Here is a 16507-nt window from a genome sequence, read left to right on the forward strand (position 1 = left end):
GGATTTTAAAGTTTTGTTGATTTATTCGTATCTATTATTGTTTTTTATTGAAAAACACATCAGGGTAAAAATTTTAACCATGCTGGATTATTGGCTCAAATTATTTTAACAATTCATTCGAGCGTCCCTACCAACCGGCTTCGAGAATTCCTTTAGTCTCATTCGGGACACATTCGGAAAATTCGGAATGTGTCCCGAATGAGACCAAGTTTAAATGGAGGAAAAAAAAGATTGTAAATTTTTAGGGATGGCCAGAATAATGACTGAGCATGGCATACAAAACGAGGTTGCCAAAAAAGGCAACCTCGTCTATTATTTTTTGGAATTTGTTCTAATATATACCGTGCAGGGATCCACCTTTAGCGGCAAGTTGATCAACTCGCTTCTCCACTGCCGGATCTTTGATCAGATCAGGAGCATGATGAGGTTTACTTCTCGCATCGATGATCACAGGACCATGGCAGCCCCAGTGTTTATGGCTCGTGAAACTATCGATACCATAAATATCAAAGGCAGGATTGGACTTTGTAAAGGTCACCCACACAAAATTGTTTTCATTTTCTGCGGTAAAGTCTGCATCATCTGCTAATACGATAAGCTGTATGCCTTCCCAATTTCTATCCTTTGCTGCCGCGCACCATTCTCCCAGCAGCTTGGCTTCTTCTTCATAGCTCGTAAAGGCTTGACCATCTAGTACGATGATCCCAGGTAAAGCCAATTTTCCATGGTTGAAAGGTCTTGGTAAATCTAATCCCACAGGATATTCGCTAATCAATTGTCTTTTTACTTCCCCTACAGCTGCAAAAGTGACCTTTGATCCTGCATTCAATCCATCCCCTGTATAATCCAGGGTATCGATTGTCGTGTTGGTTTGGAAGTGCAGATCCCTGCTAAGGTCAATCCTTTCGAAGATATGGGTAAAGAAATCCTTGATACTATGGATATCCAATTGAGGGTTATCCTCAAAGGCTGAAATAAATAGATATTTCGCAAGACTGAGTTGGTTGGTACCTAAAATCTGGTTTGCAATGGTCAATACTTCCTGAGGTCTATCGACCTTTTGATATGGCGTATATCGTTCGCTACCTATGGCAAACAACAGGGGATGCACTCCAGCTGGGTCAACGGCATGTACAGCATGTAGACCGCCGATCTGCTGAGGGATGGCATTACCAGTAATTTCATGGATCAATGCACCAAAGCTGGTATCTTCTTGTGGAGGCCTACCCACGACGGTAAAGGACCAGATGGGGTCCTTTCTATGGTAAACCTTATGTACCTTCATCAATGGGAAAGGGTGTACCAATGAATAATAACCGATATGGTCCCCGAATGGGCCTTCAGGTTTGTTGTCATTTGGATAAACGGTACCCGTAATGACAAAATCAGCATCTGCAGAGATACAGAAGCCTTCCTCATCATAGAAATAACGGAAGCGACGGTTCCCTAGGGCGCCAGCAAAGATCATTTCGGAGAGTCCCTCTGGGAGAGGCATCACAGCCGAAAGCGGATGTGAAGGCGGACCACCGACGAAAATACTGACCTTCAGCGGTTTCCCTAAGGCATTTGCTTTGGTCTGATGTATACCGATACCACGATGCAACTGGTAGTGCAAACCGATCTCTTGATCTTGGACATATTCATTGCCCCCTAGCTGTATCCGATACATACCAAGGTTGGCATTCATGATGCCCGGTTTGCTGATATCTTCTGTATATACCTGCGGCATGGTCACAAAAGGGCCACCATCCATAGGCCAGTTTACGATCTGAGGAAGTTCGGAGATCTTGGTTTGCCCATACAAAATGGGAGCTGCAGATTTCTTTTTCCAAGGCAAAGCACCCAAGGCCACCATGGAAGAGCCCGCATAGGAAAATGGTTTTTTCAAAACGGACATCGGGTTCATTTTGACGTCAACCAATTTCTTGACGTGATCCAAGGTGTCCCGGAACATGAATTTCGATCGCTCAAGGGTTCCAAAGAGGTTTGATACTGCCGGAAATTTTGATCCTTTGACATTCTCAAAATATAAGGCCGGACCCTGGGCATCATATACCCGCATCTGAATAGAGGCCATTTCCAGGTAAGGATCGACTTCTTCTTTGATTCGGATAAGATGACCATGTTTTTCTAGGTCGGCAACACATTCTTGTAAACTTTTGTATCCCATATTTAATAGCTCGCTTAGCTACAAATGTAAGCTAATAGCGGGAATATAAGAAGGTTTAAGAATTTATTGGTCGAGCTTGATGACCTGATCTAGCGGGGTAAAGGAGAATAAGATTTTGTTTTTCCAAGATGTATTGTCAATAGGGTATTCACGCTCCATGAGGCGCTTGAATTCAATAAGGTCCTCTTTATGGATATGGTAGGCTTTTTTGAAAACCAAACTCATAATAAAATGTGGGACCAATATGCTTTTCACTTCGGCATTAGGGTACAAAGTTTTCTTGTACAAGCGATAAATTTCTTGAACGGTGATGGTTCTTGGCCCTCCAATCTCAATGGTTTCATTCAGGAAACATTTGTCCCAATCCACATTATAGACCCAGCGTAAGAGGTCCAGAGATGAGATAGGATTGAACTTAACTTTGGCAATGGCATTATCATAGGGCAGATAACGTCCATTGATCAGGAGATGCATATATTTATCCAGGACACTGCCCTTCCCTATAGCCAAGTTTTTGAGCACGATGGTATAGGTGATATTGGAAGCTTTCAAGAGCGCTTCAATATCCTTAATAAAAGGCTTATCCATTAGCCTTGCTATATAGACGATTCGTTTACCTCCATTTAACTTGGTCAGTTCAATGAAGTTTTTCAATGTTATAAGTTCTAAATTAAGGTTAACGAGTTCACCTAATGTAGGAACATGGGTAATATAAATGGAAAGGCCCACTCCAGACTCGATTTTAAAGGCTTCAAATTCTCTGCCTCTCCGCAATAAATCGACCTTATCAAGAGTTGCCGTCAATGTCTCAAACACTCTGGATTTAAACAAATCCAAGTCCCTAACAATCCCATGTACATTAAAATCCTCCCTGCTCAGGTTACTCATGGCTCGTTTTCCCAAATAAGAATTCAAACCTGATAATAACACTTCCATCTTCCCTCCTCTTATTTGTTATAATATTTATTTAATGCTAACAGAATTAAACTGCGAAAGTTTAAAGTTTCTAAAAATTTTACAAATCAAATAAATTTTAACAATTAATCACATTGTCTTTGACATGTAAAAATTCGGGTTGGGGATGCCCCCAGTCACTTAGAATAGACTATATTTGTTAAGTAACGCATTTCGGGGTATAATATGAGTAAAAGAGTAGTTCTTGTTTGGTTTAGGAATGATTTAAGACTGCATGACAATGAAGTATTAATTGAAGCTATAAACAAATCAGACTTAATCATTCCCGTTTACTGTTTCGATCCTCGTTATTTCCACAAAAACAAATTCCAACAAAACAATACCGGCATCAAGAGGGCACAATTTCTTTTGGAATCGGTTGCGCAATTAAAGGCGAAACTCCAAAAAATGGGCAGTGACCTGATGACATTTGTTGGAAAACCTGAGGAAATCCTTCCTGTTTTATGTGCTAAATATGAGGTTGGAGAAGTATTCCACCATCGGGAGGTAGCCTCGAGGGAGACCCAGATTTCCGAGATCGTGGAAGCCGAGCTTTGGGAGAACAAAATCAACCTGAGGCATTTTATCGGCCATACCCTTTTTCACAAAGAGGACCTACCCTTTCCAATCAAGGATATTCCTGATAAATTCAATATTTTCAGGAAAAAGATCGAACGAGAAAGTTCGGTTCGCCTTCCCCTTGCTGCGCCTCAGAATATTCCTAGCCCGCAACACTTGGAAGAAACGAATATCCCTAGCTTAAAGGAGTTAGGCTATACCGAAGAGGAAATAGAACCCCTCGCTGGGAAAAGCTTTGAAGGGGGCGAAGATTTTGGTATAGAAAAACTTAAAAACCTTTTGGACCCCAATTACGAAGGGCTGAACAATTTCTCATTGATCTCCCCATATATCGCTATTGGAGCCCTATCGCCGATTTACGTTTACCATGAGATGCAGGATTCAGCGTTGGTCCAAAATAAAAAAAGATACGATCGCCTGATGACCATGCTATTGTGGAGAGACTATTTCCGCTTTATGCTCAAAAAATATCCCAATGTATTTTTTAAGCTAAATGGAATGGAAACAGAGCAAAATAATATAGAAAGCATCAATGAGGAATTGGTCCTGAACTGGAAAACGGCCAATACTGGTCAGGAAACAGTTGATGATAGCATCCAAACTCTATTGAGCACAGGAAACATCACCTATGCGGAGCGAAGGTTGATTTCCAAATATTTTACCCAAGAGCTAGACTCCAACTGGCTTGCCGGTGCTAGCTTTTTTGAGGAGCACCTATTAGATTATGCGCCAGCAACCACCTATGGCTTTTGGTCGCACATGGCTTCTGTGGGGACCAGTCCTAAGGAAAACAGCTGTGCTGACTGGCAAGATCTTGCCAAGAAATTATATGTTTCGAAATAAACAAATTCATTTTCTCAACGTTAAAATATTATGGAGAAAACAATAATAAACCCAAAGTTTATCAAAAATTGACTATTATTTATTTCTTAAACAGAATACACGAAAAAACATGCTAAAACATTGTATTTTATATCGATTAAATGCGGAAAAGTATGTTTATTATTTATAAATTTGGCAAAATTTTATCACCCCAATCCACATGGACAAATTGACATTTTTGAGTAATGCTGATTCGAGTTACATCGACGGTTTATATCAAGCATACAAAGCTGACCCAAATTCAGTAGATTTTGGTTGGCAAAAGTTTTTTGAAGGATTTGACTTTGGTCAAACATCAGAAGGTGGTTCGGTTGAATCAGTTGAAGGTGTATCTGATCACGCATTAAAAGAAATCAACGTACTAAACATGATCCATGGTTATAGAGACCGTGGTCACCTATTTACCCAAACCAACCCTGTTCGCGAGCGTCGCAAATATTACCCAGGCAAAGAGTTAGAGACATTTGGCCTATCAGAATCTGATATGGACACGGTTTTCAATGCTGGTGTGGAAGTTGGTTTAGGCCCTGCCAAATTAAGAGATATCCGTCAGCTGATTGAAGACACTTACTGTCGTTCTATTGGTGCTGAATTCAAATACATCCGAAATCCTGAGAAAATCAAATGGTTGCAAGACCATATGGAAGCGGACAGAAACCAACCTCACTACGATGTAGATCAGAAGAAACGCATTTTCAGGAAACTGAACCGTGCGGTGATCTTCGAAAGTTTCTTGGGGACCAAATTCTTGGGACAAAAACGTTTCTCCCTTGAGGGTGCTGAAAGCTTAATTCCAGCATTGGATTCCATCATTGAAAAAGGTGCTAGTTTAGGAATCCAAGAATTTATGATCGGTATGGCTCACCGTGGTCGTTTGAACGTATTGGCAAACATCATGGGTAAACCTTACAAAACTATCTTCTCTGAATTCGAAGGTAAAATGTATGCCGAAGAGGATCCCGAATTACAATTTGGTGGTGACGTAAAATACCACTTAGGGTATTCATCGGACGTGACTACAGAAGACGGTAAATCTATCCACCTATCTCTGGCTCCAAACCCTTCGCACCTAGAAACCGTAGATCCTATCGTAGAAGGTATCACGCGCTCTAAAATCGACATGAAATACAATGGCGATTCATCGAAGATTGCGCCGATATTGATTCATGGAGATGCGGCAATTGCAGGTCAAGGTGTGGTATATGAGGTAACTCAGATGTCAAAACTTGAAGGATACCGCACTGGTGGTACCATTCACATTGTCATCAACAACCAAGTTGGTTTTACGACCAACTATAAAGATGCCCGTTCAGGAACTTACTGTACGGACGTTGCCAAGATCTCTTCTTCACCAGTTTTCCATGTCAATGGAGATGATGCTGAAGCAGTAGTTTATGCGATTAATTTAGCGGTAGAATACCGTCAGAAATATAAAACTGATGTTTATATCGACCTATTATGTTACCGTCGTTACGGGCATAACGAGGCTGATGAACCTAAGTTTACTCAACCATTATTGTACAAGGCTATTGAAAAACATCCGAATCCAAAAGATGTATATGCCAAGAAATTGGTGGATGAGAAATCCATTGACCAGACCTATGTGAAAAACACAGAGAAGGAATTTAAGGATTATCTTCAAGAGCAATTGGACATCGCCAAGAAAACAGATAAATTGGACGAAGAAGTTCCAATGTTCGGTGGAGCGTGGAAAGGTTTACATGCCGCTAAAAAGGCTGATAACTATGAAGAGGTAGACACGAAGGTTCCTGCAAAGGAATTCTTGAAATTGGCTACGGAAATCACGACCCTACCAAAAGACAAGAAGTTCTTCCGTAAGATCTCAAAATTGTTCGAAGATCGTGCTGCCATGGTTAAAAATGACAACTACGATTGGGCGATGGGTGAATTGATGGCTTATGCTACCCTATTGGATGATGGCAAACGCGTTCGTATTTCAGGACAGGATGTTCAACGAGGTACATTCTCTCACAGACATGCAGTTTTGACTTTGGAAGACTCGGAGGAGAAATACATTCCATTGGCAAATGTTAATGGTGGTGAGCGTTTCAACATCTATAACTCCTTACTTTCTGAGTATGCAGTCCTAGGTTTTGAATATGGATATGCATTGGCGAATCCTCAAGCATTGACAGTTTGGGAAGCACAGTTTGGTGACTTCTACAATGGTGCTCAGATTATCGTTGACCAATATTTGTCAAGTGCTGAAACCAAATGGAAAAGATCGAACGGTTTGGTCATGATGTTACCTCACGGTATGGAAGGTCAAGGTCCAGAGCACTCTTCGGGACGTATCGAACGTTTCTTGGAATTATGTGCGAACGACAACCTGATCATTGCAAACTGTACCACTCCAGCGAACTACTTCCACTTATTGCGCCGTCAATTGGTAAGAGATTTCCGTAAACCATTGGTAGTCTTTACGCCAAAAAGTTTATTGCGCCATCCAAAAGTGGTTTCTAAACTGGATAACTTTACCAAAGAGAACTTCCAAGAAGTAATCGATGATAGCTACGCAAAAGCAACGACCGTAAAACGTGTATTATTCTGTTCAGGAAAAATCTACTACGATTTATTGGAGAAACAACAAGCAGACAAACGTACCGATGTAGCCATTGTTAGGGTTGAGCAATTGTATCCTGCACCGGTAGATCAATTCAAGGCGATCCGTGCGAAGTACAAGAAAGCGACTGAATTCATCTGGGTTCAGGAAGAAAACGAAAACATGGGTGCATGGCCATATTACTGCCGTATATTCCGCAAGACTGATCTTGATTTCACGGATTATATTGCACGTACGGAGAGCGGAAGCCCTGCTACAGGTTACATGAAAAAACATGTGGCACAACAAGAAGCAATAATTAATAAATCATTCGAATAAACAAAATGTTTAACCGTCCGTTGTAATATTATAGTATATTTAATGGAGGTTTAAAAGAAGTAAATATGAGCTTAGAAATCAAAGTCCCTTCGGTTGGTGAATCAATTACCGAAGTAACCTTGGCCCAATGGCTAAAACAAGATGGTGATTACGTCGAAATGGACGAGAACATTGCCGAATTAGAATCTGATAAAGCAACGTTTGAACTACCTGCTGAAAAAGCTGGTATCCTACGTATTATTGCACAAGAAGGTGATACACTGGAAATCGGTGCGGTAGTATGTACCATTGAAGACGGAGACGCTCCTGCAGGATCTGGCGATGCTCCAGCGAAAAAAGAGGAAGCTCCAGCTGCACAGGCGGAGTCAAAACCTGCTCAAGCTGAAGCTGACGAAAGTCCTGAAACTTATGCTGCTGGCACAGCATCACCTGCTGCCGCTAAAATCTTAAGAGAAAAAGGAATCGACCCATCTACGATCAAAGGAACAGGTAAAGACGGAAGAATCACCAAAGAGGATGCTGAGAAAGCTCAAGCAGCTCCAGCGAAAGCGGAATCTAAACCAGCGGCTCCTGCTGCAGCGGTAACTCCATCTGCTCCAGTGAGTGCAGGTGAGCGTGTTGAACGTCGTGAGAAAATGAGCTCATTGCGTAAAACAATCGCTAAGCGTTTGGTTGCTGTTAAAAATGATACAGCCATGTTAACTACATTCAATGAAGTAAACATGCAACCTATCATGGATCTTCGTGCTAAGTACAAAGATACTTTCAAAGAGAAACATGGTATCGGTCTAGGCTTTATGTCATTCTTCACCAAAGCAGTGACTACTGCCTTGAAAGAATGGCCTGCAGTTAATGCTCGTATCGAAGATAATGAACTTGTATATTCTGACTTTGCTGACATTTCAATTGCGGTTTCTGCTCCAAAAGGATTAGTAGTTCCAGTAATCAGAAATGCAGAGTCTATGGCCCTATACCAAATCGAAAAAGCAATTGCTGAATTGGCTACAAAAGCTCGCGACAACAAATTGACGATCGACGAAATGACTGGTGGTACATTTACCATTACCAATGGTGGTGTATTTGGTTCAATGATGTCTACGCCTATTATCAATGCCCCTCAATCGGCAATCTTAGGTATGCACAACATTATCCAAAGACCAATCGCTGAAAATGGCCAAGTGGTTATCCGTCCAATGATGTACATCGCTCTTTCTTATGACCACCGTATTATCGACGGTCGTGAATCAGTGAGCTTCTTGGTACGCGTTAAGCAATTACTTGAAGATCCAGCTAGATTATTATTGGAAGTTTAATTCCAAAACACATAATTCTCAAAAGGTCGCTTAAAATAATTAAGCGACCTTTTGTATTTTTGAGAGATTCTTTATAAGTTGAGCTCCAAATTATTTTATGCAGCATTACCTATTTTCCATGTCAAGACCAGTCCTAACAGCTTTACTTTTATTGATAAGCTTCAGCACATTTGCACAAAAGATAGGCCTTGGGATAGATTTTTTCGGATATGCAGACAACAGGGAGTATGGAGCCCAATATACCATCCCAAAAACCTTCTTTGGAGCGACCATCTCCCCTAACCTATACTTCGAGATAGAGAAGAACCATAGGCTTTATGGCGGAGCGCATTTTAATCAGGAGTTTGGAATCAATTCAGAAAACAAAAGTCGATGGAACCCCATCGCATACTATAACTACAAGACGGAAAAAATTGATTTTGCTTTGGGGTTTATGCCTAGGTATGAACGTTTGAAAGACATTCCTCGCATGGTTTTGGCTGACACCTTGATGTATGACCGACCAAATATTGAAGGGATGTACTTCAATTACAAGAACGGCAATTTCCAACAATCTGTTTTCATTGACTGGATGAGCAAACAAGGTTATCAGAATAGGGAACAATTTGTCGCTGGAATATCTGGAAAATTTAGCATTGGAAACTTCTTTATCCGTAATGATGGGATGATGTACCATAATGCGCTAACTAGCAATGATAGCATCGACGAACATATACAAGATAATGCGGTAGTAATGCTAAGGCTGGGTGTAGATCTAAGCCATAAGACTGTCTTTGACTCACTGACCATTGATGCTGGTGCAGCTATGGGATTCGATCGCGTCAGATCGGTCTATGACATGCAAAAAGCAAATGGATTTATCTCCAATATACATCTGGGCTATAAAAGGTTTTTTCTGGCTAATACATTGTACCTAGGTGAACCATTGAACCTACCTAATGGCGACTCGTTTTACCACCGTAGGACCTATGATCGTTTAGACTTAGGTTGGATGCCCTTCAAATCAGACAAAATAGAAGGAAAGTTTACCGCCTCATTCCATTTCTCCCCTGGAAAAGTGGACAATCAGCAGATGTTTACCCTTCGATATAAATTTGGAAAAACCATTGTAAATTAATCGGCCACTAATTTGTTGTGGATCATCCGATTGTTGTATTGTTGCATAAAAGATTGCAGATGTTTCATCAGGGAGTCATGAACCTGAGGTTCCTTTCCTTTCAGGTCATGCTCTAATAGCTTATCGGTTTTGAGGTTATAGACAGACTTCACTTCCTTATCTCCATAGGTCATGAAATAATCACCCATAAAAAAGTTGTAGATATTCCCAATATTGCTGACCACGAAGTTATTTCGGTCGGGAGCTAAGGCATCAAATCCAAAAGAGAAATAAGGTTTATCATATTCCAAATAGTTCAATACCGTAGGCATGATGTCTATCTGTTGAACAAGCTTATCGGAAACACCTTTTAAATCCCCGCCAGGATAGTAGAACACAATTGGGATGGCAAAGGAATTGGGCATGGTATTGTACTCTTTAAAATGGCTCATACTGGCATGGTCGGCACAGATCACAAATAAGGTATTCTTGTACCAGGAACTTTTTGAAGCCGTTTCGAAAAATTCCTTTAGGGCATGGTCAGCATAACCTAAAGGCTCGTGCAAAGGAAGGGTTCCCTTCGGAAACCTACCGGCATATTTCTCTGGAACCTTGAAAGGGTGGTGTGAGGACAAGGAAAAAAAGCTACTGAAAAAAGGTTCTTGCATTTGATCCATTTCTTTTGCCATGTATTGCATAAAGGGCTCATCCCAGATTCCCCAGATACCGTCAAAATCAGCATCATTATTGTATTCATTTTTACCATAATAATGCTTGATTCCCGCTAACTGCATATAGGCCGAAAAACCCATGCTACCATTCGGGGCTCCATGGAAAAAGGAAGTTTCATAGCCTTCATCCGAAAGCAGCTTTGCTAAACTTGTTGTTTTGTTTCCTGAATAGATCGAAAGTACAAAGGGTTCTCCAATCGAAGGTATCCCTGTAATCACAGAAGGCAATGCATCGATGGATTTACGGCCATTTGCATACGATCTGGTGAAAGTATAGGATTGCTGGATCAAGGAGTCTAGGAAGGGAGTATATCCTTTGTAAGTTCCATTGTCCAGATCTTTGTTAAAGAATCCAATATGCTCTTTACCAAAACTCTCCATTATCAAAACGACAACGTTCAATTTCTTAAACTGTGCAGAGTCCTTAGGTTGATGGACAACCGGGTACATGGCATTAAGTTCTTGGTCTGAAAAGAAATGCTCCTCTTTGAGGCTTACAGCCTTTAAAGTCTTCAAGATCGAAAAGGGCGTATTGAGCACGATGTTCATTTCCTCCGGGGATTTCACATAATCTCCGGCATTGCTCAATGTGATCGGTCGAGTGCTATGGGCCCAGCCACCACGTACACCTCCAACAAAGAGAAAAGCCACGGCCAATAAAAGCACTAACTGCACGGAATAGAATTTCCAATTGAATGCCACCGGTTTTTCAACTTGGACCAGGTCATAGAGCTTTATCAACCCCCATACGATCAGGATAAAAAACAGTAGCAGGTACCAATATTCCAAACCAAAGTCCAAGAACAAATTTCCAAGATTCTCTTCATTGGCAAACTGCCCAAACACGGTTCCGGTAGTTCGCTTTAAGGTAAAAGGGTAATAGGCGAAATCAACAAGGTTAAGGGCTATTCCTATACTATTGGATACGACAAAGACCCATTTGGTTATTTTGGAAAAAACAGGGTTATATTTAAAAGGAACTGGAAAGGAAACAAGCAGGATATATAGGATATTGATGTACAGCAAAGCTACGATATCAAACTTCACTCCACCAGCCATCATGAGCATCAGTTCAGAAAAAGTTACCTGGGGAAATTGGGACATATTGAATCCATAGAACCCGAGCCTAAGGATTCCATAGAGCAATAGCATCAATCCAAGGCGAATTGCCATTGCTAAATAAGGTCCAAACCATCCTCTTAACTTAATCATATTAATATTTCATAAAATCTTCATATACCTCTTGGTAATAAGCTTTTGCCATATTCATAAGGCTATCTGCTTTTTCCTTGGGGTACTGCTCGTTGGCAATAAAGTTCACTCGGTTCCCTACACGATCGTATGAAACCACTTCCTCTTTGGTTATGATGCCAAATGCATCCTTAGAATTATAGAAGGCGACCTGAGGGAAGCTATGGTTGAAAAGATCACGACTCCAACGATAGCGATCAGTAGGTAGTTTTAATTGATTTAACAGGGATTTGGCAAGATCTGTTTGATTTCCGATCATGTTCATCTTTTTCCCTCTGTATTCAGCTTTTATAGGTTCACCAAAGAACAAAAGCGGAATATGAAAACGTTGGGGCATAGTGATGTCCCATTTCTCCGAAGGCAATCGGTGACCATGGTCTGCCACAAGCACAAACAAAGTATTTTTGTACCAATCTTTGGTTTTTGCCTGCTCCAAGAATTCATGGACTGCCTGATCGGTATAAAATGCCGTACTCTTGAACTTGTTTACATTATTGTCCTTACCAAATTTATAGCCATCGTAAAGGTCAAAAGGTTCATGATTGACCAAGGTAAAAATACTGGAAAAGAAGGGTTGATCTTCTTCATCCAAGTCTTCGATCATTCTTTCAAACACGACATGATCATACACTCCCCAAGAGGTTCGCGGCAACAGCGGGTTGAAGTTCATGATATCAACTACTTTTTCAATACCATGGGACAACATATAAGACTTAAAGTTGTAAAATTCACTCTGCCCACCATGATAGAATGAGGTTTTATACCCAGCATCATGGAACTCCTGCCCTATTGCAGGCATATTTTCATGTTTATCGATATATTTTATGATGCTTTCAGGACCTTGTGCAGGAAATCCGCTGAAAATACCGACAATGCCTTTATCAGAACGATCAGACGCTGCATAAATCTGGTCAAAAAACAGACCTTGTGCAATCAACTCTTCAAAATGTGGTGTTATTCCCTTCTCTCCGCCCATGGAATGTATCAGATCAGCAACGAAACTTTCCAGGACAATAACCACGACATTAGGCTTTTTGGCATTCAGGATATTGAAGGTGGAGTCCGGTATTTCTGTGAAAGCAGGTTTCAATACTGTTTTGGCCTCTTCGTCGGCGGAAAAGTATTTATATGGAGAGCGCATGCGCTGGTTTCTCGTAAAATACTCGCGCAACAGGGCGTAATGGGTATTGACCGCTGCATGATTATAAAAGGTATTGGCTGAAAAATAGGCTTTACTAGGATTCAAAGGGGCCCTTCCAAATCCACCACGGATAAATCCGAAGAGAAAAAGTCCACCAATGAAGAACTGTATCCCCAATATCCACCATGCTAATTTCTTAGGGAACCTCACTTCTCTAAATAGCCTTAGAAATAACCAATATCCTCCAGCAGTCAACAATACGATGCCCAGGACAGGAATCAAGATTGGGGTCGATTCAGCTGAGGCCGCTGCTCCAGCAGCATCTTCAGCGATGGCATCAATGGCGCGTTTTGAAATTTTATCCCCCCATTCCCTATAAATATTGACATTGGCAAAAGTGACAATCTGAAATAGGATAAGTATCAGAAAAGTATAGGCATAGAGCAGTTTTCGCTTAAGGATCTCGTTAGAATAATGGTTCAGAACGAGGTAGCCCAGAAAAGGAAGGGCACATATATAAGAGACCACGGAAAAGTCAAGTGGCAATCCGTGGTAGTAAATCCTCAATACATCCTTAAAGTTGGAAAAATTGACTTTATCGTAAAACGAAATTAGGAATATCAATCGATCTAAGAAGCTCATCAATAGCCAGTAGCCAAAATAGAAGAAGAAACCCCTTAAATCCTTAATAACATTTTTCATGTCATAAAAAATTCAATCGCCAAATTTACATTTAATTACAGATAGTAACAGTTAATTAACATTAATTTTTCATTTAGTAAATACAGCGGATTTATTTACGGTTAGCAAGTGGGAAATAAGGCATTAAATGCGTATTTTTGTAACCTTTTAGAACATTAAGAATATAATGAGCATAGCAAAAACGTACAATCCAAAAGAAGCTGAAGAGAAGTGGTATTCCTACTGGATGTCAAATGGATTTTTCCGTTCGGTACCAGATGAGCGCGAACCATATACCATTGTCATGCCACCTCCAAACGTCACTGGGGTCTTACATATGGGCCATATGTTGAACAACACCATTCAAGATGTGTTGATCCGTCGTGCACGTATGCAGGGCAAAAATGCATGTTGGGTTCCGGGAACAGATCATGCATCCATTGCTACCGAGGCGAAAGTCGTTGCTATGTTAAAAGAAAAAGGCATCGAGAAAACTTCCATCAGCCGTGATGAATTCTTGAAATACGCATGGGAATGGAAGGAAAAATACGGTGGTATTATCTTGAAGCAATTGGAAAAACTAGGAGCTTCATGTGACTGGGAAAGAACCAAGTTCACCATGGACCCTGACCTTTCTGAAGCGGTGATCGATACATTCATCAAATTTTATAAAGAAGGTTATATCTATCGCGGCATCCGCATGGTAAACTGGGATCCAGAAGGTAAAACCGCTCTTTCTGATGAAGAGGTTATCCGCAAAGAAGTCAATCAAAAGTTATACTACGTACGCTATAAGATCAAAGATTCGGATGAATATGTGATCATTGCTACGACACGTCCGGAGACTATCATGGCTGATACAGCAATCTGTATCAATCCTTTGGATGAACGCTATAAACATCTTCAAGGCAAAACGGTATTGGTTCCATTGATCAACCGTGAAATCCCGATCATCCAAGATGAATACGTGGAGATGGAATTTGGTACAGGTTGTCTGAAGGTAACTCCTGCCCATGATCTGAATGACTATGAATTGGGTCAAAAGCATAATTTAGAGGTTATCGATATCTTGAATGATAACGGTACTTTAAATGAGAAAGCACAGATCTTGGTTGGTGAGGATCGTTTTATTGCCCGTAAGAAGGTAGCAACATTACTAGAAGAAGCAGGCCAGATCGAGAAGATCGAGGACTATAAATCGCAAGTAGGTTTCTCGGAACGTACTAACGCTGCCATTGAGCCAAAGCTATCGATGCAATGGTTCTTAAAGATGGACAAACTTGCGAAACCAGCATTGGAATATGTGGAAGATGGCACCATTAAGCTGATTCCTGAAAAGTTCTTTGCTTCCTATAAGCATTGGATGGAAAATGTGAAGGATTGGTGTATTTCCCGTCAATTATGGTGGGGACAACGGATTCCAGCATGGTACAACGAGAAGAATGAGTGGGTAATTGCGAAAACTGAGGCCGAAGCCATTGCAGAATTTGAAAATACCGGAAAATCCGCAACAGGTATCCGTCAGGAAGATGATGTATTGGATACATGGTTTTCATCGGGTCTATGGCCAATGTCGGTTTTTGATGGTGTAAGGAATCCAGAGAACCCAGACTTCCAATATTATTACCCTACAAATGATCTAGTGACAGCACCAGAAATCTTGTTTTTCTGGGTTGCCCGTATGATTATCATGGGTCATGACTATACACAGAAACCTCCATTCCGCAATGTATATCTGACAGGTATCGTTAGGGATAAATTGGGTCGCAAGATGTCCAAATCATTAGGAAACTCTCCTGATCCGATTGAATTGATGGAGCAATATGGAACAGATGGAGTTCGCGTAGGGATGCTTCTATCCTCTCCTGCTGGAAATGACCTGATGTTTGATGTTTCATACTGTGAACAGGGAAGAAACTTCGCCAATAAGATCTGGAATGCATTCCGTTTGGTTAAAGGTTGGGAAGTAGTAGAGCAAGAGGCTACAGCTTCGCAAAAAATGTCTGCAAAATGGTTTGAATCCCGTTTTAACCAATCCTTGGTTGAAATTGAAGAGCATTTTGCCAATTACAGGCTTTCAGATGCCTTAATGGCAACCTATAAATTAATCTGGGATGATTTCTGTTCATGGTACCTTGAACTGGTAAAACCAGCATACCAAGCGCCAATTGAAAAAGAAACCTACGAAACTGTTAAAGGTCTATTCCAAAAGGTACTGAAGTTAGCTCATCCATTTATGCCTTTCATTACGGAAGAGTTATGGCATGATGAGATTTTTGGAACCCGCAGCACCGAAGACTGCATCATTGTAGCTGATTTCCCTAAGGTTGAGGCATTCGATGAGAACACCATCAAAGAATTTGCTATCGTTCAACAGATCATCTCTGAGGTACGTAATATCAGAAATTCTAAAGGTCTGTCTCCAAAGATTGCTCTTCCTTTAGCTATCAATGCAACGAATATTGATTACAGTCAATACCAAGATAGCATCAAGAAGCTGGCGAACATTGAAGACTTATCCTTTGTAAAAGAAAAAGTAAGTGGAGCGGTAAGTTTCCTTGCTGGAAAAGACGAATGTTATGTTGCCCTGGAAAACAACATCGATGTTGATGCGGAAAAGGAAAGAATCAGCAAAGAGATTGAATACCTGAAAGGATTCTTGATCTCTGTTGACAAGAAGTTATCAAATGAGAGATTTGTGCAAAATGCAAAACCTGAAATCGTAGAAAACGAGAAGAATAAAAAGGCGGATGCAGAAGCCAAGATCCAGATATTAGAAGAAAGCTTACAGAGCTTAGGTTAATACC

The 16507-nt window shown here is 40.8% G+C and carries 9 protein-coding genes; 5 read left to right on the plus strand and 4 right to left on the minus strand.

What is annotated here, in order from left to right:
- Positions 1–331: 331 nt before the first annotated feature.
- Together ACWIB3_RS06700 and ACWIB3_RS06705 are read right to left on the minus strand one after the other, a co-directional pair.
- Positions 332–2170 carry a UbiD family decarboxylase gene (locus tag ACWIB3_RS06700; RefSeq protein WP_454291228.1) on the minus strand — a complete coding sequence of 613 codons (1839 nt, stop codon included), beginning with the start codon at positions 2168–2170 and terminating at the stop codon, positions 332–334.
- 63 nt (positions 2171–2233) lie between these two features.
- The gene (locus ACWIB3_RS06705; RefSeq protein WP_185214187.1) at positions 2234–3106 is read right to left on the minus strand and encodes a Rossmann-fold NAD(P)-binding domain-containing protein; all 873 of its coding nucleotides are present in this window, start codon (positions 3104–3106) and stop codon (positions 2234–2236) included.
- Positions 3107–3310: 204 nt separating this feature from the next.
- Here ACWIB3_RS06705 and ACWIB3_RS06710 point away from each other — a divergent pair, with 204 nt between their 5' ends.
- The 4 genes from ACWIB3_RS06710 to ACWIB3_RS06725 all read left to right on the plus strand — a co-directional run bounded on the left by ACWIB3_RS06710 (position 3311) and on the right by ACWIB3_RS06725 (position 9917).
- Positions 3311–4546, plus strand: coding sequence for a deoxyribodipyrimidine photo-lyase (locus ACWIB3_RS06710; RefSeq protein ID WP_313261242.1), 1236 nt, complete (start codon positions 3311–3313; stop codon positions 4544–4546).
- A 199-nt stretch (positions 4547–4745) separates the two neighbouring features.
- The gene (locus ACWIB3_RS06715) at positions 4746–7487 is read left to right on the plus strand and encodes a 2-oxoglutarate dehydrogenase E1 component (RefSeq protein WP_185214185.1); all 2742 of its coding nucleotides are present in this window, start codon (positions 4746–4748) and stop codon (positions 7485–7487) included.
- Between the two features lie 65 nt (positions 7488–7552).
- Positions 7553–8800 (plus strand): 2-oxoglutarate dehydrogenase complex dihydrolipoyllysine-residue succinyltransferase, encoded by a 1248-nt coding sequence (gene odhB / locus ACWIB3_RS06720; protein WP_454291229.1) that lies wholly within the window; start codon positions 7553–7555, stop codon positions 8798–8800.
- A gap of 97 nt (positions 8801–8897) precedes the next feature.
- A complete protein-coding gene (locus ACWIB3_RS06725) occupies positions 8898–9917 on the plus strand; it encodes a hypothetical protein (RefSeq protein ID WP_454291230.1) in 1020 nt (339 codons plus the stop codon).
- Here the strand turns inward: ACWIB3_RS06725 and ACWIB3_RS06730 are convergent.
- Together ACWIB3_RS06730 and ACWIB3_RS06735 are read right to left on the minus strand one after the other, a co-directional pair.
- The gene (locus ACWIB3_RS06730; protein WP_454291231.1) at positions 9914–11839 is read right to left on the minus strand and encodes an LTA synthase family protein; all 1926 of its coding nucleotides are present in this window, start codon (positions 11837–11839) and stop codon (positions 9914–9916) included. The two genes, ACWIB3_RS06725 and ACWIB3_RS06730, sit on opposite strands and share 4 nt — an antisense overlap.
- Position 11840: 1 nt before the next feature.
- Positions 11841–13721 carry an LTA synthase family protein gene (locus ACWIB3_RS06735; protein WP_454291232.1) on the minus strand — a complete coding sequence of 627 codons (1881 nt, stop codon included), beginning with the start codon at positions 13719–13721 and terminating at the stop codon, positions 11841–11843.
- A 166-nt stretch (positions 13722–13887) separates the two neighbouring features.
- Here ACWIB3_RS06735 and ACWIB3_RS06740 point away from each other — a divergent pair, with 166 nt between their 5' ends.
- Positions 13888–16503 carry a valine--tRNA ligase gene (locus ACWIB3_RS06740; protein ID WP_454291233.1) on the plus strand — a complete coding sequence of 872 codons (2616 nt, stop codon included), beginning with the start codon at positions 13888–13890 and terminating at the stop codon, positions 16501–16503.
- The last annotated feature ends 4 nt before the right edge of the window (positions 16504–16507 follow it).

The sequence above is a fragment of the Sphingobacterium sp. NPDC055431 genome, assembly GCF_053644255.1.